The sequence below is a fragment of the Pseudomonas saudiphocaensis genome (assembly GCF_000756775.1).
Taxonomy (GTDB): domain Bacteria; phylum Pseudomonadota; class Gammaproteobacteria; order Pseudomonadales; family Pseudomonadaceae; genus Stutzerimonas; species Stutzerimonas saudiphocaensis.
In genome coordinates this window covers 3413971-3436213 of record NZ_CCSF01000001.1, presented here as the reverse complement: position 1 = coordinate 3436213, position 22243 = coordinate 3413971, and the positions used below count along the sequence as shown (strand labels likewise).

Annotated in this window: 22 protein-coding genes; 6 read left to right on the top strand and 16 right to left on the bottom strand. The window is 61.4% G+C overall.

What is annotated here, in order from left to right:
- Positions 1-26 precede the first annotated feature (26 nt).
- Together BN1079_RS16000 and BN1079_RS15995 are read left to right on the top strand one after the other, a co-directional pair.
- Positions 27-1100 carry an imelysin family protein gene (locus BN1079_RS16000; protein WP_052114501.1) on the top strand — a complete coding sequence of 358 codons (1074 nt, stop codon included), beginning with the start codon at positions 27-29 and terminating at the stop codon, positions 1098-1100.
- Positions 1101-2195, top strand: coding sequence for a DUF1513 domain-containing protein (locus BN1079_RS15995; RefSeq protein ID WP_037026142.1), 1095 nt, complete (start codon positions 1101-1103; stop codon positions 2193-2195).
- Between the two features lie 40 nt (positions 2196-2235).
- Here BN1079_RS15995 and BN1079_RS15990 read toward each other — a convergent pair whose 3' ends face one another.
- From BN1079_RS15990 to ffh, 6 genes are all read right to left on the bottom strand, one after another.
- Positions 2236-2466, bottom strand: a complete 231-nt coding sequence (locus BN1079_RS15990; RefSeq protein ID WP_037026140.1) for a hypothetical protein — start codon at positions 2464-2466, stop codon at positions 2236-2238.
- 153 nt (positions 2467-2619) lie between these two features.
- Complete coding sequence (rplS, locus tag BN1079_RS15985) at positions 2620-2970, bottom strand: 50S ribosomal protein L19 (RefSeq protein ID WP_037026139.1); 351 nt, start codon at positions 2968-2970, stop codon at positions 2620-2622.
- A gap of 45 nt (positions 2971-3015) precedes the next feature.
- Entirely contained in the window at positions 3016-3768 is a 753-nt protein-coding gene (trmD, locus tag BN1079_RS15980) for a tRNA (guanosine(37)-N1)-methyltransferase TrmD (RefSeq protein WP_037026138.1), read from the bottom strand.
- A gap of 5 nt (positions 3769-3773) precedes the next feature.
- A complete protein-coding gene (gene rimM / locus BN1079_RS15975; protein WP_037026137.1) occupies positions 3774-4310 on the bottom strand; it encodes a ribosome maturation factor RimM in 537 nt (178 codons plus the stop codon).
- Between the two features lie 5 nt (positions 4311-4315).
- Positions 4316-4567 (bottom strand): 30S ribosomal protein S16, encoded by a 252-nt coding sequence (gene rpsP / locus BN1079_RS15970; RefSeq protein ID WP_037026136.1) that lies wholly within the window; start codon positions 4565-4567, stop codon positions 4316-4318.
- Between the two features lie 177 nt (positions 4568-4744).
- Positions 4745-6121 (bottom strand): signal recognition particle protein, encoded by a 1377-nt coding sequence (ffh, locus tag BN1079_RS15965; RefSeq protein WP_037026135.1) that lies wholly within the window; start codon positions 6119-6121, stop codon positions 4745-4747.
- Positions 6122-6335: 214 nt separating this feature from the next.
- Between ffh and BN1079_RS15960 the strand changes: the two genes are divergently transcribed.
- Complete coding sequence (locus BN1079_RS15960) at positions 6336-7136, top strand: cytochrome C assembly family protein (protein ID WP_037026134.1); 801 nt, start codon at positions 6336-6338, stop codon at positions 7134-7136.
- A gap of 96 nt (positions 7137-7232) precedes the next feature.
- Here the strand turns inward: BN1079_RS15960 and purT are convergent, their stop codons facing one another.
- The 4 genes from purT to BN1079_RS15940 are packed head-to-tail and all read right to left on the bottom strand — an operon-like array spanning position 7233 to position 9779.
- Positions 7233-8414, bottom strand: a complete 1182-nt coding sequence (purT, locus tag BN1079_RS15955) for a formate-dependent phosphoribosylglycinamide formyltransferase (RefSeq protein WP_037026133.1) — start codon at positions 8412-8414, stop codon at positions 7233-7235.
- Between the two features lie 27 nt (positions 8415-8441).
- A complete protein-coding gene (locus BN1079_RS15950; RefSeq protein WP_037026124.1) occupies positions 8442-8639 on the bottom strand; it encodes a DUF1289 domain-containing protein in 198 nt (65 codons plus the stop codon).
- Positions 8636-9160 carry a gamma carbonic anhydrase family protein gene (locus tag BN1079_RS15945; protein WP_037026122.1) on the bottom strand — a complete coding sequence of 175 codons (525 nt, stop codon included), beginning with the start codon at positions 9158-9160 and terminating at the stop codon, positions 8636-8638. The genes BN1079_RS15950 and BN1079_RS15945 overlap by 4 nt, the downstream gene beginning before the upstream one ends.
- A 4-nt stretch (positions 9161-9164) precedes the next feature.
- Positions 9165-9779 (bottom strand): CoA pyrophosphatase, encoded by a 615-nt coding sequence (locus tag BN1079_RS15940; RefSeq protein WP_037026120.1) that lies wholly within the window; start codon positions 9777-9779, stop codon positions 9165-9167.
- 251 nt (positions 9780-10030) lie between these two features.
- On the opposite strand from BN1079_RS15940, the gene BN1079_RS15935 reads away from it, so the two are divergent.
- Positions 10031-10534 (top strand): L,D-transpeptidase family protein, encoded by a 504-nt coding sequence (locus BN1079_RS15935; RefSeq protein ID WP_037026118.1) that lies wholly within the window; start codon positions 10031-10033, stop codon positions 10532-10534.
- 167 nt (positions 10535-10701) lie between these two features.
- Here the strand turns inward: BN1079_RS15935 and BN1079_RS15930 are convergent, their stop codons facing one another.
- The 6 genes from BN1079_RS15930 to BN1079_RS15905 form a co-directional block, all read right to left on the bottom strand.
- Positions 10702-11019, bottom strand: coding sequence for a YqfO family protein (locus tag BN1079_RS15930; RefSeq protein WP_037026116.1), 318 nt, complete (start codon positions 11017-11019; stop codon positions 10702-10704).
- Positions 11020-11206: 187 nt separating this feature from the next.
- Positions 11207-15103 (bottom strand): phosphoribosylformylglycinamidine synthase, encoded by a 3897-nt coding sequence (gene purL, locus BN1079_RS15925; RefSeq protein WP_037026113.1) that lies wholly within the window; start codon positions 15101-15103, stop codon positions 11207-11209.
- A 157-nt stretch (positions 15104-15260) separates the two neighbouring features.
- Entirely contained in the window at positions 15261-16028 is a 768-nt protein-coding gene (locus BN1079_RS15920; protein WP_037026111.1) for an amino acid ABC transporter ATP-binding protein, read from the bottom strand.
- Between the two features lie 9 nt (positions 16029-16037).
- Positions 16038-17135: an amino acid ABC transporter permease gene (locus BN1079_RS15915; protein ID WP_037026109.1), complete on the bottom strand. Its 1098-nt coding sequence runs from the start codon at positions 17133-17135 to the stop codon at positions 16038-16040.
- A 10-nt stretch (positions 17136-17145) separates the two neighbouring features.
- A complete protein-coding gene (locus BN1079_RS15910) occupies positions 17146-18330 on the bottom strand; it encodes an amino acid ABC transporter permease (RefSeq protein WP_037026107.1) in 1185 nt (394 codons plus the stop codon).
- A gap of 94 nt (positions 18331-18424) precedes the next feature.
- Complete coding sequence (locus BN1079_RS15905) at positions 18425-19453, bottom strand: amino acid ABC transporter substrate-binding protein (protein ID WP_037026106.1); 1029 nt, start codon at positions 19451-19453, stop codon at positions 18425-18427.
- Positions 19454-19808: 355 nt separating this feature from the next.
- Here BN1079_RS15905 and BN1079_RS15900 point away from each other — a divergent pair, with 355 nt between their 5' ends.
- Both BN1079_RS15900 and rhlB read left to right on the top strand, forming a co-directional pair.
- Positions 19809-20465 carry an alpha/beta hydrolase gene (locus BN1079_RS15900; protein ID WP_037026105.1) on the top strand — a complete coding sequence of 219 codons (657 nt, stop codon included), beginning with the start codon at positions 19809-19811 and terminating at the stop codon, positions 20463-20465.
- A 266-nt stretch (positions 20466-20731) separates the two neighbouring features.
- A complete protein-coding gene (rhlB, locus tag BN1079_RS15895; protein ID WP_037026104.1) occupies positions 20732-22150 on the top strand; it encodes an ATP-dependent RNA helicase RhlB in 1419 nt (472 codons plus the stop codon).
- Positions 22151-22243: the final 93 nt, after the last annotated feature.

Genomic DNA, 22243 nt, shown 5'->3' with positions numbered 1-22243 from the left:
TCCATTTCCAGAAGCCAAGGAATCCTATGTCCCTCAAACCGATTCTGCACACCACAGCCGCTGCCGCTTTCGGCCTGCTGCTCAGCGCCTGTACGCCGACCGATCCCTTTAGCGAAACCAGCGAGGCCCTGGCCAGCGGCGTGTTGCTGCCGGCCTACAGCCACTGGGCCGAAGCCAACCAGCGCATGGCGGCCAGCGGCAAGGCATTTTGCAGCGACAGCCAGAGCTTGGATGACGCGCGTCAGGCCTTTATCGAGGCACAGCTGGCCTGGGCTGAACTGCAGCCGCTGCTGGTCGGCCCCATGGGCGAAGGCAATCGCGCCTGGCAGGTACAGTTCTGGCCGGACAAGAAGAATCTGGTCGGGCGTCAGGTCACTGCGCTGTTGAAGAACAAGCCCGACCTGACCCGTGCCGATCTGGAAAACGCCAGCGTCGTCGTGCAGGGCCTTTCGGCCTACGAATACATCCTGTATGACCAGGCCGTCGATCTGAGCGACACCTCCACCAAGTCGCGCTATTGCCCGCTGCTACAGGCCATAGGCGAGCACCAGCAACAACTGGGCGCCGACATCCTGCAGGCCTGGCAGAGCAAGGACGGCATGCTGGCGCAGCTAAGCAACTTTCCCAATGAGCGCTATGCCGAATCGGCAGAGGCCATTGCCGACGTCCTTCGCGTACAAGTCACCGCGCTGGACGGCCTGAAGAAAAAGCTCGGCGCCCCGCTCGGCCGCCAGACCAAGGGCTATCCGCAGCCGTTCCAGGCCGAAGCCTGGCGCAGCGATGCCACGCTGGACAGCCTCGATGCCGCCATCGCAGGCGCTCAGCAGCTCTGGCAGGGTCAGCCTGACAAAGGCCTGAAGCACCTTGTTCCAGACGATCAGGCAGAACTGGCCAGCCGCATCGAGGCGGCCTATGCCACGACACGTCAACACCTGGCCGGGCTCGACCAGCCGTTCAGCGTCCTGCTTGCCGACGAAGCCGGACGCCAACAGCTCGATACCCTGTACCGCAATATCGACACCTTGCACCGTCTGCACCAAAACGAACTGGCCAAGGCGCTGGGTGTACAGATCGGCTTCAACGCACACGACGGTGACTGAGTGAAACGACGTGTTTTTCTAGGCCTTGGCGGTGCCTTTGTCGCAGCGTCCGCCATCGGCGGCTGGGCGCTGTCCAGTCATGGTGAACAGCCGCTTCTGCTGTCAGCACGCAACGATGCCGATGGCCGCCACTACGCGGTGGGTTACCGGCTCGATGGCAGCTGCGTGTTCGCTACCCTTGTGAACGAGCGCTGCCATGATGTGCACGCTCATCCCTATTTGCCCCTGGCAGTGTTCGTCGGGCGCCGCCCCAGCCGCGAGAGCTACCTGATCGACACCCGCGACGGCAGCCTGCTGCAGGTTCTAGCAACTCCTGATGATCGGCATTTCTACGGCCACGGCGTGTTCCATGCCAGTGGCGACTGGTTCTACACCACCGAGAACGACACTCGCGATGCCGGGCGCGGCGTGCTCGGCATCTACCGGTTGGAAGAGCAGCGCCTGGTTCGCACCGGCGAACACCCGACCCACGGCATCGGCCCGCATCAACTGCTTTGGATGCCCGATGGCGAGACGCTGGTGATTGCCAACGGCGGCATCCGCACCGAAGCCGACAGCCGCGATATGATGAACCTCGATGCCATGGAACCGAGCCTGGTATTGCTGCACCGCGACGGCACACTGATCAGCAAAGAGCAGCTACCTGAGCGGATGAATAGCGTGCGCCACCTGGCAGTCGCCGCCGACGGCACCGTGGTGTCCGGGCAGCAGTATGAAGGCGATCCCCTGGATCAGGCGCCGCTGCTGGCGATCAAGCGCCCTGGACAAGCATTCCAGCCCTTCCCCGTAAGCGAAGCGCAGCGTCTAACAATGAACCAGTACACCGCCAGCCTGGCAATCCACGACGAGCTGCGTCTGCTGGCAGTAACCGCACCGCGGGGCAACAAGGTTCTGCTTTGGGATCTGGACAGTGCCGAGTTGCGCCAGGAGATTCATCTACCCGACTGCGCAGGTGTCTCGGCAACGAAAGAGGGTTTCGTGGTGAGCGCCGGCCAGGGCCGCTGCAGATTGCTCGACTGCAGCAGCAAGCGTGTTGTCAGCACGCCGCTGGAGCTGCCAGCCGGCCTCTGGGACAACCATTTGCGCCTGGTTTGAGGATCTGCTGAGCGCTATAAGGTCGTTTTCAGCCTCAGCCTCAGCCTCGCCCAACCAGGCTTTGCGACATGCTGTAGATAAACAGCAGCAGATCATGGTCGGGCCGCGTTTCAACTGGGGAAGCCTGAATCAGACGCGGCACCGGACAGTAGCCTGCTAAATCGCCGCGCGCCACGACTCTGGCATCGGGCTCGCTCCAGGCGACCGCGCACAGCGTGACGACCCCCAGCGCACCGACAAAAAACAGACCTCGCGCCATTTCAAGCTTCATCACGCAACCCTTTGTTATGTAGTGAGTTGAGATCTCAACTTAGACCAGGGATTGCAGGTGCACCCGAGTAAATGACGAACGGTCACGCCGGCAAAATTGCAGGCATAAAAAAAGCAGCCCGAAGGCTGCTTTTTTCTTGCAAGGGAGCAGCCCTCAGGACAGCTTTTCCTTGATACGTGCTGCCTTGCCGGACAGCGCGCGGAGGTAGTACAGCTTGGCCTTGCGCACGTCACCGCGGCGCTTGACGATCACGCTGTCAACCATCGGGCTGTAGGTCTGGAAAGTACGCTCAACGCCTACGCCGCTGGAGATCTTGCGCACGGTAAAGGCGCTGTTCAGGCCGCGGTTGCGCTTGCCGATCACTACGCCTTCGAAGGCCTGCAGACGCTCACGATCGCCTTCCTTCACCTTGACCTGAACGATCACGGTGTCGCCGGGGGCGAACGGAGGCAGTTCTTTGGTCATCTGCTCGGCTTCGAGCATCTGGATAATCTTGTTGGTCATGCTGTGTGCTCCTGAGACAAGCCCTTCCGGCCTGCCATCGATACGTTAACTATCGTCCCGCTGACGGATGTATTCCTTCAGCAGCTTTTGTTCTTCCCCAGAAAGCGAGCGGCTATCCAGAAGATCGGCACGGCGTTCCCAGGTCCTTCCAAGGGACTGCTGCAAGCGCCAGCGCCGGATGTGTTCGTGATTGCCGCTGAGCAGCACCTCTGGAACACGTTTATCCGCATACACCTCCGGTCGTGTGTAATGCGGGCAGTCGAGCAGGCCGTCGGTAAACGAATCCTCCTCGGCAGAATCAGCATGACCCAGTGCTCCGGGGAGCAGGCGGGTCACCGCATCGATCAGCACCATGGCCGGCAGCTCACCACCGGACAACACGTAATCGCCAATCGACCATTCCTCATCGACATGCGCCTCGATAAAGCGCTCGTCGATGCCTTCGTAACGCCCGGCGATGAGGATGAGTGCTTCCTCCTTCGCCAGTTCACGGACATCGGCCTGTTTCAGCTGACGCCCCTGCGGCGACAGGTAGATCACCTTCGCCTTCTCGCCTGCGGCCTGCCTGGCATCTGCCAGTGCAAGCTCCAGCGGCTTGATCTTCATCACCATGCCTGGCCCGCCACCGAAGGGGCGATCATCCACCGTCTGGTGACGATCTTCGGTATAGGCTCTCGGATTCCAGCACTTCAGCTGGAGCAGCCCCTGCTTCACCGCGCGACTGGTAATACCGTAGTCGCACACAGCAGCGAACATGTCCGGGAACAGACTGATGACTTCAACGCGGAGACCGGACATATCGCTTAGAAATCCGCGTCCCACTCGACCTGCATCTCGCCTGCGTCCAAATCGACCTTCAACACGCAGTGGTCGGTATAGGGCAGCAGACGTTCACGATCATCCAGGCTGCCTTCGCACGGCTTGACCACCAGGACATCGTTGGCGCCGGTTTCAAGCAGATGGTCGACCTTGCCGAGCATTTGCCCAAGCTGGTTTATGACCGTCAGCCCTTGAAGCTGGTACCAGTAATACTCATCGCCGGCCAATGGCGGAAGTTCGCTGCGGGGGATGCAGATCTCGAAGTCCGCGTAGGTACGCGCCTCTTCCCGATCACTCAACCCTTTGAGCGTAGCCACCAGAATCTTGCCCTGGAGGCGCCCTTTGACCAGCTCAACCTGCTTGACCTCGCCACCTCGCCTGAGCGTCCAGTTGCGATAACCCAGCAGATTGTCGATGGGATCAGTAAAGGAATAGACCTTCACGTCACCACGCACGCCATGCACCGAAACGATTTTGCCGATTACGATCAAATCTTCGGCCGGAGCTGACGTTGTATTCATGCGCTTCAGGCAGCGGCCTTGGCAGCATCCTTCAGCAGCTGAGCAACACGCTCAGACGGCTGTGCACCCTGGCTCAGCCAGTAGTTGGCACGTTCCTGGTTGACGGACAGCTTCACTTCAGCACCCGAAGCAATCGGGTTGAAGAAACCGATACGCTCAACGAAGCGACCATCGCGCGGGTTGCGGCTGTTGGTCACGGTCAGGTGGTAGAAAGGGCGCTTCTTGGAGCCGCCACGGGCGAGACGAATAGTTACCATGTGAACATCGTTCCTGTAGTCGGTGCTAACTTAAGGCACACACTTAAAATGGGCCTATGGCCCGAAAGGCCGCGCATTTTACGAGTAAAAGCGGCAAGCATCAAGCCGCAGCCACAAGTAAATGCAAAAGCCGAATCAAGAAACCCTTCCCGCTGACTGCGCGGTTTGCGGCGCAGGTTAGAACTTGGGCATCCCGCCACCGGGGAACATACCGCTCATACCGCGCATCATCTTGGTCATGCCGCCCTTGCCGGCGACCTTCTTCATCATCTTCTGCATCTGCTTGTGCTGCTTGATCAGACGCCCGATATCCTGCACCTGGGTGCCGGACCCCATGGCGATGCGGCGTTTGCGCGAGCCACTGATGATGTCCGGATTGCGCCGCTCGCCAGGCGTCATCGAGTTGATGATGGCTTCCATCTGCTTGAACTGTTTCTCTGCCACACCCTGGGCGCCGCCCATCTGGGACAGGTTCATGCCGCCGATCGAAGGCAGCTTGTCCATCAGGCCACCGAGGCCGCCCATGTTTTTCATCTGCTGCAGCTGGTCGCGGAAGTCTTCCAGATCGAAGCCCTTGCCCTTCTTCAGCTTCCTGGTGAGTTTCTCCGCCTTTTCCCGATCCAGGGTCTGCTCGGCCTGCTCGATCAGGCTGAGCACATCACCCATTCCGAGGATGCGCGAGGCGATGCGGTCCGGATGGAAAGGCTCGAGCGCGTCGCTCTTCTCACCCATACCGAGGAATTTGATCGGCTTACCGGTCACCTGGCGCACCGACAGCGCCGCCCCCCCACGGGCATCGCCATCGACCTTGGTCAGCACCACACCCGTCAGCGGCAGCGCTTCACCGAAGGCGCGGGCAGTGTTCGCCGCATCCTGACCGGTCATGGCATCGACCACGAACAGGGTTTCAGCCGGGTTAATAGCCGCGTGCACGGCCTGGATCTCGGCCATCATCTCGGCGTCGATGGCCAGGCGGCCGGCGGTATCCACCAGCACCACGTCGATGAATTTGAGCTTGGCCTCGCGGACCGCTGCCTGGGCAATTTCCACCGGCTTCTGGCTGATATCCGATGGGAAGAAGGTCGCACCGACTTCGGCCGCCAGCGTTTCCAGCTGCTTGATGGCCGCAGGACGATAGACGTCAGCCGACACCACCATAACGGTCTTCTTCTTGCGCTCCTGCAGGAAGCGCGCGAGTTTGCCTACCGTAGTGGTCTTACCCGCACCCTGCAGGCCGGCCATAAGTACAACGGCGGGGGGCGCCACGTTCAACGCCAGGTCTTCGTTGGCCGCACCCATCAGCTCTTCGAGCTCGGCGCGGACGATCTTCACGAACGCCTGGCCTGGGGTCAGGCTCTTGGAAACCTCGGTGCCGACGGCCCGGTCCTTGACCCTGGCAACGAAATCCTTGACCACCGGCAGCGCGACGTCCGCCTCAAGCAGCGCCATCCGCACTTCGCGCAAGGTGTCCTTGATATTGTCCTCGGTCAGCTTGGCCTTGCCGGTGACATGGCGAAGCGTTTGCGAGAGGCGATCGGTTAGGTTTTCAAACATGAGCCGTTTTCCACGCTGAAATGTGGTTAAGGGGCGCGATTATAGAAGCTGCGGAGCCTGCGCCGGTACCCCATCATCGCCGCTATTGGTATAGATAGCCAAACCATGCACGGTAGCGAGTGTCGGATACAGCGACAATCGCGCCCTTCCCCTGTGCTTTTGAAGCTCAGGGGTTTGTGCCACACTCAGCAACTTTCGAGCCTGTTAAAAGACTATGCACCCTTTGCTACCGAGCCTGGCTGCCGCCTGTCTCTACGCTGGCATAACCGGATATCAGGGCCTGCGACTGGCGCAACAAGCGACGCCGGACAAACGCCTGTTGGCCGCCATCGGCGTGCTGGCATTGATCGCCCACAGCGTGAGCCTTTTCATTCAGCTGCTTTCGCCCAGCGGCCTGCACCTGGATTTCTTTACCGCCTCAAGCCTGATCGCAGCGGCAGTAACGCTGCTGATCCTGCTCGCGCTGTCTCGCATGCCGGTGGAGAACCTGCTGCTGCTGTTATTCCCGCTAAGTTGTCTGGCGGTACTTTTCGCCCAGTTCGCCCCCTCCGGCACGGCGCCGGCCATCAACGGCGATCCGGGCATTCTTGCGCACATTCTTTTCTCCATCCTGGCCTACGGGATGCTCACCATCGCCGTATTCCAGTCTCTGCTGCTGCTTCTGCAGGATCACCATCTCCGGCACAAGCACCCGTCAGGACTGATCAAGAACTTCCCACCGTTGCAAACGATGGAAACCCTGCTGTTCGGCTTCCTCCTGGCTGGCTGGATACTGCTATCGGCCTCGCTGCTCACCGGCTGGCTGTTTCTCGACAACCTGTTCGCGCAGCATCTGGTCCACAAGACGCTGCTCTCGGTGGTTGCCTGGATCGTTTTCGGCCTGCTGCTGTGGGGTCGCCACCGTCTCGGCTGGCGCGGCTACAAAGCCATTCGCTGGACGCTAGCGGGCTTCTGCCTGCTGATGCTTGCCTACTTCGGCAGCAAACTGGTTCGCGAATTTATCCTGCATATCTAAAAGCAATCGCTGCGAATCTCCCTCCTATCCGCTTGGAAATTCTCCAGGCGAATAGGAGGATGCAGGCCCGAGCCTATACTCTCGCCATCCAGCCAGTTACAGCTGAATATCGACTGCCTCTGCCGCCCGCAACGCCTTCGCACGGGCAGCCTCGATGGACTCATCACGCGCCAGGGCAACGCCCATGCGCCGCTGGCCACTGACCTCGGGCTTACCGAACAGGCGCAGTGCGGCATCCGGCTCAGCCAGCGCAGCAGACAGGTTGCCAAAGCTGACCTGCCTGCTCTCGCCCTCCACCAGCACCACCGCAGAGGCCGATGGGCCGAACTGGCGGATGGCCGGAATCGGCAGACCAAGAATGGCCCGCGCATGCAGGGCGAATTCGGACAGATCCTGGGATACCAGCGTCACCAGTCCGGTATCGTGGGGCCGCGGAGAAATCTCGCAGAACCACACCTGATCGCCCTTGACGAATAGCTCGACACCAAAAACACCCCGCCCACCCAGGGCCTCGGTGACTGACAGGGCAATGCGCTCGGCCTCGGCCATGGCGCCCGCAGTCATCGACTGGGGCTGCCAAGACTCCTGGTAATCACCTTTTTCCTGGCGATGCCCGACCGGCTGACAGAATGTGGTGCCACCGGCATGACGAACCGCCAGCAGGGTAATTTCGTAATCGAAGTCGATAAAGCCCTCGACGATCACCCGCCCCCTGCCGGCACGCCCACCCGCCTGGGCGTAGTTCCAGGCGGTCTCGATATCCGCCTCACTGCGCAGTATCGACTGACCCTTGCCGGACGAGCTCATCACCGGCTTGATCAGGCATGGAAAACCGATGGCCAGCACGGCGCTGCGGCAATCTTCCAAGGAGTCGGCAAAGCGATAGGGCGAGGTCGGCAATCCCAGCTCTTCAGCGGCCAGACGGCGGATGCCCTCACGGTTCATGGTCAGCTGCGCGGCGCGCGCGGTGGGAATCACGGTAAAGCCTTCGGCTTCCAGCTCGACCAGCGTCGCGGTGGCAATGGCCTCAATCTCAGGAACGATGTAGTGCGGCTTTTCCAGCTCAATGATCGCCCGCAACGCTGCGCCATCGAGCATGTCGATGACATGATGACGGTGCGCGACCTGCATGGCCGGCGCGCCGGCGTAGCGATCCACGGCGATCACCTCAACGCCCAGGCGTTGCAGCTCGATCACCAGTTCCTTGCCCAGTTCGCCGGAGCCACACAGCAGAACGCGAACAGCGCTGGCAGACAGCGGAGTGCCGATACGTGGCATGGAATTCCTCATTAGCAAATTTGATGTTTACAACAGCTGACCACGCTCGCGGGCCCGCTCATGACAGCGCTGCAACACTTCACGCCGCTCAGTGTTGTTCAGCCGGCTCCAGCGAATGATCTCGTCGACATTCCGCTGGCAGCCGATACAGATGTCCGTCTCGTCCAAGGCACAGATGCTCACGCAGGGCGAAGCAACCGGCTTCTCGCTCGTTTCAGAACTCAATCGTTCTGCTCCACCAACTCGCGCGCATAGCGCTGAGCGTTCTGCACGTAATGCGCGGCACTGGCTTCGAGCATTTTCTTCTGCTCCTCGGTCAGCTCACGCACCACTTTGCCGGGCGAACCGACTACCAGCGAGCCGTCGGGAATAACCTTGCCTTCCGGGATCAGGGTATTGGCGCCGATGATGCAGTAGCGGCCGATCTTCGCTCCGTTGAGAATCACGGCGTTGATGCCAATCAAGCTGTAATCGCCCACTTCGCAGCCGTGCAGCATGGCGTTGTGGCCTACGGTAACGCCGGTGCCGAGCGTCAGCGGATGGCCCATATCGGTATGCAGCACGCTTCCGTCCTGGACGTTGCTGTTCTCGCCGATATGGATCAACTCATTGTCGCCCCGCAGTACCGCGCCGAACCAGACGCTGGCACCGGCATCGAGACGAATCTTGCCGATCAAGGTGGCGCCGGGTGCAGCCCAGCTCTCGGGATGAGTTTCAACTCGGGACTCGCCAAGACGATATTTCACAGGCTTACCTCTTGTTTTTTGTTAGATGGATATAGGAAGCCGGCGCCTGTCGCAATTCGATACCGGCGTCGTACACCAGGTTGACCAGCTCGACGATCATGATCGCCGTCAGCCCCCAGATTTGATATTCGCCATAACGATAAGAAGGGACATACCAGGCGCCGCCCTGGTAATCGATACGATGCGTGAACTCGCGTGGGTCGTGACAGAAGAAATCCAGAGGTACGGAAAACACCGAGGCAATTTCCGCATCGTTGGCGCGGTACTCGACAAAGTCCGGCACGATGCCGACATAGGGCGTGACGTGGATGCCATGCAGGGAAATGACGCTGCTGAGCGGCCCAACGATCTCGACCATACCCGGCGCCAGCCCAACTTCCTCCTCGGCCTCGCGCAGAGCGGTTTGCGCCAGATCACCATCTTCAGGGTCGCGGCGACCACCCGGAAATGCCACTTCGCCGCCATGTGTAGACAGCCCGCTGGCTCGCAACGTAAGCACCAATTCGGGCGTTTCGCTGCGGGTTACCGGCATCAGCACCGCTGCTTCTGGCAAGCGGCCTTCCGGCTCCAGAAGGTGCGGGGAATAGTCACGCACTCGTCGGAGAATAGTGTCCAGCATGAAAAATCTCTTTGCGTATTTGTCCAACATCATGGCATGGATCAACGAGGCGCCCAAGACGGCCAAGGTCAAAAGAAGCTATGTCAGCAGCCACCACCGCAACCGGTAAACCGGCTCTGCGCCGCACAACAGCGCTCGCAGCGGAGCGGGAAAAGCCCCTAGAATAGCCCCTCGCCGACCTCAGGCCACCGACCAGCGTGGCGCCTGACAATATCTGCTGTGGCACACAACACACCCCAGGAAAACATCGAATGCGCTGGCTGTTAGCGATTGTCTGCCTCTCCTTTTCCCTGCTGTCGCATGCGTCGGCCACACCGACTTTGGAGGGCGCTTTTATCGACAAGGTTCTGGTAGTCAAATCGGAGCGCCAGCTATATCTGCTCAGCCGCGGTGTCCCGCTGAAAAGCTATCGCGTTTCGCTTGGCAAGCAGCCCGGCCCCAAACAACGCGAAGGTGATCAACGTACACCAGAAGGGTTGTACTGGATCGATTGGCGCAAGACCTCGGACAAATTCAACCTGGCGATGCACATCTCCTACCCCAACGCCCGGGACCTGGCCCGTGCTCGTAGCGAAGGCATTTCCTCTCCCGGAAGCATGATCATGCTGCACGGCACCCCGCTGGATGAGGAATACCCCGAGTGGTTCTTCCACACCCTCGACTGGACCGAGGGCTGTATTGCCTTGAAGAACGACGATATGCGCGAGGTGTGGAACCTGGTGAAAGACGGCACGCTGATCGAAATCAGGCCGTAGGGCCCGGGCCGTCGGCTAGCTCAGGAGCCGAAGCGGACTTGTCCACGAGCCTTTGTTTTCCATCCCGGTGGCCGTCCAAAGCTCGCAAGCCCGCCCCTACAAAAAGCATCTGCCTCGCGCAAAAGCATGTGATGCAACAACCCGAATGAGCTCTGGTTGTTCTGCGTTCAGAAAACCATATCCGACAGCCGCCAGACATCGAAAGCCGGCGTTTCATAGGGGTGTGCCTGCTTGAGCGCCTTGACGCAGTCGTGGATCAGCTCGTCGGCGACGACCAGCTCCACTTTCCACTCCGAAACCAGCTGCACCTGGTTCTCCTGGCCAAGAAACGGCTGACTGCCTTCCAGTGGTCGATACTGACCACGCCCAAGTACCTGCCAGCTGCAGCGGTCATAGTCACCGATGCGCCCGCCACCTGCGGCAAACACAGCGTCCTTGACCTCTTCCAGATGGCTCTCGGGCACATAAAAACAGAGCTTGTACATCAGTATCTCCATGAAAGCTTTGCAGGCTGCTCATTAAAAAGGCCGCAAGTGTTCCAAAAGCAGGCCCGACACTCCCTGCTGCGGGTCAATATAGGACGCTGCTGCCATTAGCTGGTTCAGCGCAGCGGCCACGAAAAAGCCCGGAGCGCTTTCACGCTGCCGGGCTTCGACTGCAACAGGGCCGGCCTTAGTCCACCCACACCCGGGCATTGCGGAACATGCGCATCCAGCCGCCGTCCTCCTGCCACTCATCAGGACGCCAGGAATTGGTCACAGCACGGAAGACCCGCTCCGGGTGAGGCATCATGATAGTCACGCGCCCGTCGCTATTGGTCAGGCCGGTAATCCCCAGTGGCGAACCATTGGGGTTGGCCGGGTAGCGTTCGGTCACCTTGCCGTAATTGTCCACGTAGCGCAGGGCTACGGTGCCGGAACGATCCGCTGCATGCAGCGCAAGCTCGCTGGCAAACTCGGCATGCCCTTCGCCGTGGGCGATGGCGATCGGCAGGCGCGAGCCAGCCATGCCCTGAAGGAAGATCGACGGCGACTCCTGCACCTGAACCATGGCCACACGCGCCTCGAACTGCTCCGAGCGGTTGCGCACGAAGTGCGGCCAGGATTCGCTGCCGGGGACCAGCTCGTGCAAGTTGCTCATCATCTGGCAGCCGTTGCACACGCCGAGGGCGAAGCTGTCGCTGCGCTCGAAGAAGGTCTGGAAACCCTCACGGGCACGGGCGTTGAACAGAATCGACTTGGCCCAGCCTTCGCCGGCTCCGAGCACGTCGCCGTAGGAGAAACCACCGCAGGCCACCAGGCCCTTGAAGTCTTCCAGGCTGATACGGCCAGCGAGGATATCGCTCATATGCACGTCCACCGCGGCAAAGCCGGCGCGGTCGAAGGCCGCGGCCATTTCCACCTGGCCGTTGACGCCCTGCTCGCGCAGCACTGCCACTTTCGGACGCACACCACGCTTGATGTAGGGTGCAGCGATGTCTTCGTTGACATCGAAGCTGAGCTTCACGCTGAGGCCGGGATTGTCTTCGTCCAGCAGCGCATCGAATTCCTGGTCGGCACAATCGACGTTGTCGCGCAGACGCTGAATGCGGTAGCTGGTTTCGCTCCACTGCTGCTGCAGCAGGCGACGGTCGCCACTGAATACCTCGTTGCCGGCTAGGCGGATCGAGATGTAGCCATTGTTGGCCGGCTGGCCAATCACCGCCACGCAGTCGCCAAGGCCGGCTGCACTGAACTGGGCCAGTACGATTTCGGTATCGTCCTGTCGCACCTGAATGACAGCGCCAAGCTCTTCGTTGAATAGCAGCGCGGGGATTTCATCGGCATCGCCGAGCAGGCCGTCGAGGCTCAGGTTCAGCCCGCAGTGACCAGCGAAGGCCATTTCCAGAACGGTGGTCAGCAGACCGCCATCGGAACGGTCATGGTAGGCCTGCAACAGACCATCGCTGTTCAGGCCCTGAATCACCGCGAAGAAGGCTTGCAGGTCTTCGGCATCATCGACGTCCGGCGCCTGGCGCCCGAGCTTGCCGTACACCTGCGCGAGGATCGAGCCGCCCATGCGGTTCTGGCCGCGCCCCAGGTCGATCAGGATCAGGTCGGTGGCGCCCTTGTCCAGGCGCAGTTGCGGGGTCAGGGTCTGACGCACATCGACTACCGGCGCAAAACCGGACACCACCAGCGACATGGGTGAGGTCACGCTCTTCTCAGCGCCCTCTTCATCCCAGCGGGTCTGCATCGACATCGAGTCTTTGCCCACTGGAATGGTCAGGCCCAGCTGCGGACAAAGCTCCATGCCTACCGCACGCACGGTGTCGTACAGCCGCGCATCTTCGCCGGGGTGGCCGGCAGCGGCCATCCAGTTGGCGGAAAGCTTGATGTCGGAGAGTTTTTCGATACGTGCGGCAGCGAGGTTGGTCAGCGTCTCGCCAATCGCCATACGGCCAGAGGCCGGGGCATCCAGCAGAGCCAGCGGAGTGCGCTCGCCCATGGCCATGGCTTCGCCGGTGTTGACGTCAAAACTGGTGGTAGTCACCGCACAATCGGCCACCGGCACCTGCCAGGGACCGACCATCTGGTCGCGCGCCACCATACCGGTGATGCTGCGGTCACCGATGGTGATCAGGAAGCTCTTGCTGGCGACAGCCGGATGGCGCAGCACTCGGCCAACAGCTTCATCCAGGTAGACAGACGCCGCACCGAAATCATCGCCAAGCTCGGCTTCGCGGGTGGCACTGCGGTGCATACGCGGGGTTTTGCCGAGCAGTACGTTGAGCGGCATGTCCACCGGCTTGTTGCCGAAATGGCTGTCGGCGACGGTCAGGTGCAGTTCTTCGGTAGCCTCGCCGACTACCGCGAAGGGGCAGCGCTCGCGCTCACAGATGGCCTTGAAGCGCTCGAAATCGGCGGCATCCACGGAGAGTACGTAGCGCTCCTGGGATTCGTTACACCAGATCTCATGAGGCGCCATGCCGGGTTCGTCGTTGGGAATGTTGCGCAGCTCGAAACGACCGCCACGACCGGCATCGTTGACCAGCTCCGGGAAGGCGTTGGACAGGCCGCCCGCGCCAACGTCGTGAATGAACTTGATCGGGTTCTGCTCGCCCAGCTGCCAGCAGCGGTCGATCACTTCCTGGCAACGGCGCTCCATTTCCGGGTTGTCGCGTTGTACCGAGGCGAAGTCCAGATCCGCCGAGCTGGCACCGGTGGCCATGGAGGATGCTGCACCGCCACCCAGGCCGATCAGCATGGCTGGGCCGCCAAGCACGATCAGCTTGCCGCCAACCGAGATCTCGCCCTTCTGCACATGATCTTCACGGATATTGCCCAGGCCGCCGGCGAGCATGATCGGCTTGTGGTAGCCGCGTACCTCTTCACCGCGCGGGGTTTCGACGCTCTGCTCGAAGGTACGGAAATAGCCGGCCAGCGCCGGACGGCCGAATTCGTTGTTGAACGCCGCGCCACCCAGCGGGCCTTCGATCATGATGTCCAGCGGCGTGACGATGCGCTCGGGCTTGCCATAGGGCTTTTCCCAGGGCTGCTCGAAGTCGGGGATGTTCAGGTTGGAAACGGTAAAGCCGGTCAGGCCAGCCTTGGGCTTGGAGCCACGGCCGGTAGCCCCTTCGTCGCGAATCTCACCGCCCGAGCCGGTAGCGGCACCAGGGAATGGAGCGATGGCGGTCGGGTGGTTGTGGGTTTCCACCTTCATCAGGATGTGCACCGGTTGTTGGTGCGCAGCATATTCGCCGGTCGCTGCATCCGGATAGAAACGCCCGGCCTCGTGGCCGACGATGACCGAAGCGTTGTCCTTGTAGGCAGAGAGCACGCCTTCGGAGTGCATCTGATAGGTGTTCTTGATCATGCCGAACAGGGACTTGTCCTGGCTTTCGCCGTCGATGTCCCAGCTGGCATTGAAGATCTTGTGCCGGCAATGCTCGGAGTTGGCCTGGGCGAACATCATCAGCTCGATGTCGTGAGGATTGCGCCCCAGTCCTTCAAAGCTGGTCACCAGATAGTCGATTTCGTCATCAGCCAGCGCCAGCCCCAGCTCGACGTTAGCCTTTTCGAGTGCGGCGCGGCCGCCACCCAGAACGTCCACTGCGGTGAGCGGCTTGGGCTGGGCGTGGCTGAACAGGTTGGCGGCATCTTCGAAACGATCCAGCACTGTCTGCGTCATGCGGTCATGCAGCGCGTTGGCGATCTGCTGTGCGGCGGCGGCGTCAAGCTCGCCCTGCACATAGAAAGCGATGCCGCGCTCCAGACGCTGGATCTTGCCAAGACCGCAGTTGTGGGCAATGTCGCTGGCCTTGCTCGACCAGGGCGAGATGGTGCCGAACCGCGGAACCACCAGGAACAGCCGCCCGACTGGCTCTTGAACTGGCACACTCGGGCCGTATTTCAACAGCCGGTCAAGAACCTGCTGCTCACCCGCATCCAGCGTGTCGGTTACTTCGGCGAAATGGGCAAACTCGGCATACAAGCCGCTTACGGCAGGGACCTTCTCGGTCAGTTGCGCCAGGAGCTTGCCGTGACGGAAAGCGGAAAGAGCGGGAGCGCCGCGCAGAATCAACATCGTCGGAACAGCCTCGAGGAGGGGAGCAGTCGGGGCGCGTATTCTAGCCCATGACGGCGCCCGAGGCTAAGGCTGTGCACTCGGTAAGCTGACGTAGGGCGGATGTCGTTTCTTTAACAACCACCGCCGGGCCGGTTAAGCGTCCCCCGAGCTGCCGCTAGTGCAATATCTGGCTCAAGAACAGTTTCGTGCGCTCATTGACCGGGTTGCTGAAGAACACCTCCGGATCGGCCTGCTCGACGATCTCGCCCTTGTCCATAAAGATCACCCGGTCGGCCACCGTGCGCGCGAAGCCCATTTCGTGGGTCACGCAGAGCATGGTCATGCCGCTTTCGGCCAGGCGGATCATGGTGTCCAGCACCTCCTTGACCATCTCCGGGTCCAGCGCCGAGGTAGGTTCGTCGAAGAGCATGATCTTCGGCTTCATGCACAGCGCGCGAGCAATGGCCACACGCTGCTGCTGGCCGCCTGAGAGCTGCCCCGGAAACTTGTCGGCCTGCTCGGGAATGCGCACCTTTTCCAGGTAGTCCATGGCGATTTCCTCGGCCTGGCGCCTGGGCATCTTGCGCACCCACATCGGCGCCAGGGTGCAGTTCTGCAGCACGGTCAGGTGCGGAAACAGGTTGAAATGCTGGAACACCATGCCGACTTCGCTGCGCACCGTCTCGATATGCTTGAGGTCGCTGGTCAGCTCCACGCCATTGATCACGATGCGCCCCTTCTGATGCTCCTCCAGCCGGTTGAGGCAGCGAATGGTGGTGGACTTACCGGAGCCGGACGGCCCGCAAAGCACGATGCGCTCGCCCTGGGTGACCTCCAGGTCGATGTCCTTGAGCACGTGGAACTGGCCGAACCACTTGTTCACGCCCTGCATCTGAATGACCGACTCGGCAGCCTGCCCGGTTTGCAGCTTTGCATCACTCATATGCCTCTCCTAGTGCCGATGGCCGGTATCGAGCTTGCGCTCAAGATGGATGGAGTAGCGCGACATGCTGAAGCAGAACATCCAGTAGACCAATGCGGCGAACACATAGCCTTCGGTGGACATGCCTAGCCAGGCCGGGTCGGCGGTGGCGCGCTTGATGCTGTTGAGGAAGTCGAACAGGCCAATGATGATCACCAGGCTGGTATCCTTGAACAGCGCGATGAAGGTGTTGACGATGCCGGGAATGACCATCTTCAGCGCCTGGGGCAGGATCACCAGGACCATGCTGCGCCAGTAGCCCAGGCCCATCGCCGCCGCCGCTTCGTACTGGCCGCGCGGGATCGCCTGCAGGCCGCCGCGCACCACTTCGGCGATGTAGGCGGCCTCGAAGAAGACCACCATCAGCATGGCGCGCATCAGCTTGTCGAGGTTCATCTGCTCGGGCAGGAACAGCGGCAGCATCACCGAGGACATGAACAGCACGGTGATCAGCGGTACCCCGCGCCAGAACTCGATGAAGGTCACGCACAGCACGCGAATCGCCGGCATATCCGAACGACGGCCAAGCGCCAGCAGAATGCCCAGCGGCAAGGCGCCAGCGATGCCCACTGCAGCGATGACGATGGTCAGCATCAACCCGCCCCAGCGCGAGGTCGGCACCGTTTCCAGGCCGAGGAAACCGCCGTGCAGCAGCCAGTAGGCCAGCAGCGGGTACAGCAGCAGGTAGGCGATCCCATAGCGCACCTTGTGCGGCATGCGCCGGATAAGCAGCGGCGCCGCGCCCAGGATTGCCAGCCAGGCGGCGGCATCCACACGCCAGCGCAGCTCCGTGGGATAGAAGCCGTACATGAACTGGCTGAAACGCGTCTGGATAAATACCCAGCAAGCGCCCTCGCGCGAACAGTCGGCGCGCGAGTCTCCAGTCCAGTCCGCCTTGATGATGGCCCAGTCGATGATTGGCGGCACCACCAGCCAGATCAGGTAGAGCCCCAGCAGGGTCAGCAGCGCGTTGAACCAGCTGGAAAACAGGTTGGCGCGCAGCCAGCCGAGCACGCCGATGTTGCGCGAAGGGGCCGGCAGGTCGGGCTTGAAGGTATGCGTCGTCATGGCTTTGCCCTCACCGCTCGATCAGCGCGATGCGCTTGTTGTACCAGTTCATCAGCAGCGAAATGCTGATGCTGATGGCCAGGTACACGCTCATGGTGATGGCCATGGTCTCGATGGCCTGGCCGGTCTGGTTGAGCACCGTGCCGGCGAACAGCGAGACCATGTCCGGGTAGCCGATGGCCGCGGCCAGCGAGGAGTTCTTCGCCAGGTTCAGGTACTGGCTGGTCAAGGGCGGGATGATCACCCGCAGCGCCTGCGGCACGATCACCAGCCGCAGTATGCGACCGGGCCGCAAACCCAGGGAGGCCGCCGCTTCGGTCTGGCCATGACTGACCGATTGGATGCCGGCGCGCACGGTTTCGCCGATAAAGGCTGCCGTGTAGATGGTCAACGCCAGCACGATGGACACCAGCTCGGGAATGACCACCCAGCCGCCGCGAATGTTGAAGCGCTGCAGCTCGGGGATCTCCCAGAGAAACGGCCCGCCGAACACCAGCGCAGCCAGCCAGGGCACAGCGATAAACAGCCCCAGGCTCACCCACAGCACCGGGAAGGCCTGCCCGCTGGCATGGCGCCTGGCACGCGCCCAGCGGTTGAGCAGGGCGATGGCTACCAGTGCCAATGCCAGCGCCAACCAGAACGGCCAGAAGCCCTCGCCCGCACTGGGCGCCGGCATCTGTACGCCGCGATTGTTGATGAAGATGATGTCCCACAGACTGAGGCTGTTGCGCGGGCCTGGCAAAGGGCCGAGCACGGCGAAGTAGACGAAGAAGATCAGCAGCAGCGGCGGGATATTGCGGAATATCTCGATATAGACAGTGGCGATCTGGCGGATCAGCCAATTCGGTGACAACCGTGCCACGCCCAGCGTGAAGCCGACGATGGTAGCCAGAATGATGCCGATCACGCTGACCAGCAGAGTATTGAGCAGGCCGATCCAGAACACCCGGCCATAGGTGTCACTTTCGCTGTAGTCGATCAGGTGCTGCGGAATGCCGAAGCCGGCGGCCTGATCAAGGAAACCGAAGCCTGAACTAATGCCCCGGTGGGCCAGGTTAGTTTGGGTGTTGTGAAACAGAAACCAGCCGAAGGCAACGACTGTTATAACGGCAAGAACCTGGAACACCCAGGCACGCACCTGCGGATCCCGAAGCAGCGACCCACGCGCTGCTCCCGATTTGGCGATGGTTCGCATCAGGAAACCTCATACGCAGGCGCCGGTGCCGGAACCTGCGCACCGGCAGCGGTCGTCCTTGAAACAAGGCCGGCTATGCGCCGGCCTCGCACGCTCAACGCACCGGCGGTGCGTACTGCAGTCCTCCGTTATTCCAGAGTGCGTTCAGACCGCGTTCGATCTTCAACTCGCTGCCAGAACCGACGTTGCGCTCGAAGATTTCGCCGTAGTTGCCGACCTGTTTGACGATCTGCACCGCCCAGTCCTTTGGCAGTTTCAGATCCTTGCCGTACTCACCTTCAGCACCGAGCAAGCGCGCGACGTCAGGGTTCTTGGTGGTTTTTGCGATTTCCTCGACGTTCTCCGAGGTCACCCCAAGCTCCTCGGCATTGACCATGGCAAACAGCGTCCAGCGCACGATATCGAACCACTCCTCGTCCCCCTGGCGCACCGCTGGGCCCAGTGGTTCCTTGGAGATGACTTCCGGCAGCACTACATAGTTATCCGGCCCGGCCAGCTTGATACGCTGCGCATAGAGCTGCGACTGGTCGGACGTGAGCACATCGCAACGACCGGACTCCAGTGATTTGGCGCTCTCGTCCGAGGTGTCGTAGGTAATGGGGGTGTACTTGAGGCTGTTGCTGCGGAAATAGTCGGAAAGGTTCAGCTCAGTGGTAGTGCCAGCCTGAATGCAGACCGTCGCGCCATCGAGTTCCTTGGCGCTGCTGACTCCCAGCTCCTTGTTTACCAGAAAGCCCTGACCGTCGTAGTAGGTAACGCCGGTGAAGTTCAGCCCCATTGCCGCATCCCGCGAGCTGGTCCAGGTGGTGTTGCGCGACAGCACGTCAATCTCGCCGGACTGCAACGCTGTGAAGCGCTCCTTGGCGGTCAGCGGGCTGAACCTGACCTTTTCAGCATCACCGAATACCGCAGCCGCTACCGCGCGGCAAACGTCGACATCGATCCCCCGGTATTGCCCCTTGGCATCGGCGTAGGAAAAACCCGGCAACCCGTCGCTGATACCGCACTGCACAAAACCCTTGTTCTTCACCGCATCCAGAGTCGCCCCTGCCTGCGCTTGGCCGCCAACGCTAAACAGCACCGCAGTAGCCAGCATGGTCAGTGTGGATTTAGCCCTAATCATCGAAACCTCCAGTTTGTTTTTATTCTGCGGGGTCGGGCCTTCCACCAACGTCAGAAAACACCAATCGAGCCATGTCGATCGGAACACTGGAAGAACCTGACCTGAGTCTAGTCGCCGATCGCTGATCAGCAACTTCTCCCGAAGAGCAGACCGCAGACATGCGGTGCCGTCGGCGCAGCAGCCGGAAACAAGCAAAGCAAGCGGCGTACCAGCACCGCCAAAGTTGCTCTGATGGCGGCAGCAGGCTTCAGGGAAGCGTCGACAACGGGTAATCTCGCGGCCTATTGCAACAAACCTCGAGCATTTTCCCCGCTGCTCGCACCAGCCCGGTGCAAGCCTTCAGACGGAGCCCCACATGACCGACCCCCTGATCATCGAGCCAGCGCAAACTGCCGATTCCTGCGTTATCTGGCTGCATGGCCTCGGCGCTGACCGCTACGACTTCCAGCCAGTGGCCGAAATGCTGCAACAGCGCCTGCTGCACACGCGCTTCGTCCTGCCCCAGGCGCCGACACGTGCGGTAACCATCAATGGTGGCTGGGCCATGCCGAGCTGGTACGACATCCAGGCCATGAGCCCTGCCCGAGCAATCGATCAGGCGCAACTGGAGCAGTCGGCACAGACGGTCATTGAGCTGATCGAGCAACAGCGTGACAGCGGCATCGATCCCCGGCGCATTTTCCTTGCCGGTTTTTCCCAGGGCGGCGCCGTGGTCTACCACACCGCTTTCCTGCGCTGGGCCGGCCCCTTGGGCGGTGTGCTGGCGCTGTCCACCTATGCCCCGACGTTCGGCGACGACCTTAAGCTCTCGCCCCTGCAGGCAGGCCTGCCGGTGCTTTGCCTGCACGGCAGCCGCGACGACGTGGTGCCGCCCGCCATGGGCCGTGCAGCCCATGACTGCCTGCAGCAGAATCAGGTTCAAACGCAATGGAAGGAATACCCGATGGCCCACGAAGTTCAACCCACCGAGATTCAGGACATCGGCGACTGGCTGGCAAGCCGCTTGGGCTGAACATTGCAATCGACGCAGACCGTTTAACGGTCTGTTGCGGCGCCGTGACGAAGCACTTCGAAGCCCTGACCGAGCGATTCGGACAGAGCTTCGAGCAACCCGAACAACAAGACGAAAGCGCGCTTGCGTACTGACTTTTGGCAACCTGCCATCGCCAAAAACCGTACCGGCGCACGAACCACTGCGCGCGGCAGTGGCAAGTCTTCGCCCTGTCTGTTTCTTGCATTACACTGGCGGGCGAATTTTGACAACCAGACGAGAAGACCGTGCTCAAAGCACTCAAGAAAATCTTTGGTAAAAGCCCGGCCGAACTAGCCGCCGCGCAACCTGCCAGCGACACGCTGGAAGATGCCCCGCCTCAGCAAAGCGCCCCGCGCGAAACGCAAACGGACCAGCGCAGCGAAACGCCGGCAGCCAGCAAGCCGCGCCGCGCTCGCACACGCAAACCTGCCCCGCCACCCGCTCCGGCCTGGAAGCTGGAAGATTTTGTGGTCGAGCCTGCCGAAGGCAAGACTCGCTTCCATGACTTCAAGCTCGCACCCGAGCTGATGCACGCCATTCATGATCTGGGTTTTCCGTATTGCACGCCGATCCAGGCGCAGGTGCTGGGCTTCACTCTCAAGGGCCGTGATGCCATCGGCCGTGCCCAGACCGGCACCGGCAAGACCGCGGCCTTCCTGATTTCCACCATTACCCAGCTGCTGGAAACGCCGCCGCCCAAGGATCGCTACATGGGCGAGCCGCGCGCGCTGATCATCGCGCCAACCCGCGAACTGGTGGTGCAGATCGCGAACGATGCGCTGGACCTGACCAGGTACACCGGTCTGAACGTGATGAGCTTCGTCGGCGGCATGGACTTCGACAAGCAGCTCAAGTCTCTTGAGGCCCGCTATTGCGACATTCTGGTGGCGACACCAGGCCGCCTGCTGGACTTCAACCAGCGCGGCGAGGTGCATCTGGATATGGTCGAAGTGCTGGTGCTCGACGAGGCCGACCGCATGCTCGACATGGGTTTTATCCCCCAGGTCCGGCAGATCATCCGTCAGACTCCGCCCAAGAGCGAACGCCAGACACTGCTGTTCTCCGCAACTTTTACCGACGACGTGATGAACCTGGCCAAGCAGTGGACCACCGACCCGGCCATCGTCGAGATCGAACCGGAGAACGTCGCCAGCGATACCGTCGAACAGCACGTCTATGCGGTGGCCAGCAGCGACAAGTACAAGCTGCTGTACAACCTGATCACCCAGAACGACTGGAGCCGGGTAATGGTCTTCGCCAACCGCAAGGACGAGGTGCGGCGTATCGAAGAGCGCCTGACCCGCGACGGCATCAGCGCCGTGCAAATGTCCGGTGATGTGCCGCAGCACAAGCGCATCCGCGCGCTGGAAGGCTTCCGCGAAGGCAAGATCCGCGTGATGGTGGCCACCGATGTCGCCGGTCGCGGCATTCACGTGGACGGCATCAGCCACGTGATCAACTTCACCCTGCCGGAAGTGCCGGACGACTACGTCCACCGCATCGGCCGTACCGGCCGCGCCGGCACCAGCGGCACCTCCATCAGCTTTGCCGGTGAGGACGATGCCTTCGCCCTGCCCCCCATCGAAGCACTGTTGGGGCGCAAGATCAGCTGCGAAACACCGCCGGCCGAGCTGCTGGCACCGGTGCCACACCGCTCGCGCTGACAGCACTGGAACAGGAAGGTCGAAGGGCCGTTTCGCCTTCCTGGTTCACCTCTCGCTGATCCCGGTCACTGCACCGGTCAGCAGCCTACCCTA

Bases quoted from the DNA above. Each gene is read 5' to 3' on its own strand.
- BN1079_RS15905 (WP_037026106.1), bottom strand. From the start codon at position 19,453: ATGATTAGGGCTAAATCCACACTGACCATGCTGGCTACTGCGGTGCTG.
- purL (WP_037026113.1), bottom strand. From the start codon at position 15,103: ATGTTGATTCTGCGCGGCGCTCCCGCTCTTTCCGCTTTCCGTCACGGC.
- BN1079_RS15920 (WP_037026111.1), bottom strand. From the start codon at position 16,028: ATGAGTGATGCAAAGCTGCAAACCGGGCAGGCTGCCGAGTCGGTCATT.
- BN1079_RS15930 (WP_037026116.1), bottom strand. From the start codon at position 11,019: ATGTACAAGCTCTGTTTTTATGTGCCCGAGAGCCATCTGGAAGAGGTC.
- rplS (WP_037026139.1), bottom strand. From the start codon at position 2,970: ATGACCAACAAGATTATCCAGATGCTCGAAGCCGAGCAGATGACCAAA.
- BN1079_RS15910 (WP_037026107.1), bottom strand. From the start codon at position 18,330: ATGCGAACCATCGCCAAATCGGGAGCAGCGCGTGGGTCGCTGCTTCGG.
- trmD (WP_037026138.1), bottom strand. From the start codon at position 3,768: ATGTCCGGTCTCCGCGTTGAAGTCATCAGTCTGTTCCCGGACATGTTC.
- purT (WP_037026133.1), bottom strand. From the start codon at position 8,414: ATGCCACGTATCGGCACTCCGCTGTCTGCCAGCGCTGTTCGCGTTCTG.
- BN1079_RS15900 (WP_037026105.1), top strand. From the start codon at position 19,809: ATGACCGACCCCCTGATCATCGAGCCAGCGCAAACTGCCGATTCCTGC.
- ffh (WP_037026135.1), bottom strand. From the start codon at position 6,121: ATGTTTGAAAACCTAACCGATCGCCTCTCGCAAACGCTTCGCCATGTC.
- BN1079_RS15960 (WP_037026134.1), top strand. From the start codon at position 6,336: ATGCACCCTTTGCTACCGAGCCTGGCTGCCGCCTGTCTCTACGCTGGC.
- BN1079_RS16000 (WP_052114501.1), top strand. From the start codon at position 27: ATGTCCCTCAAACCGATTCTGCACACCACAGCCGCTGCCGCTTTCGGC.
- BN1079_RS15935 (WP_037026118.1), top strand. From the start codon at position 10,031: ATGCGCTGGCTGTTAGCGATTGTCTGCCTCTCCTTTTCCCTGCTGTCG.
- rimM (WP_037026137.1), bottom strand. From the start codon at position 4,310: ATGAATACAACGTCAGCTCCGGCCGAAGATTTGATCGTAATCGGCAAA.
- BN1079_RS15940 (WP_037026120.1), bottom strand. From the start codon at position 9,779: ATGCTGGACACTATTCTCCGACGAGTGCGTGACTATTCCCCGCACCTT.
- BN1079_RS15990 (WP_037026140.1), bottom strand. From the start codon at position 2,466: ATGAAGCTTGAAATGGCGCGAGGTCTGTTTTTTGTCGGTGCGCTGGGG.
- BN1079_RS15915 (WP_037026109.1), bottom strand. From the start codon at position 17,135: ATGACGACGCATACCTTCAAGCCCGACCTGCCGGCCCCTTCGCGCAAC.
- rpsP (WP_037026136.1), bottom strand. From the start codon at position 4,567: ATGGTAACTATTCGTCTCGCCCGTGGCGGCTCCAAGAAGCGCCCTTTC.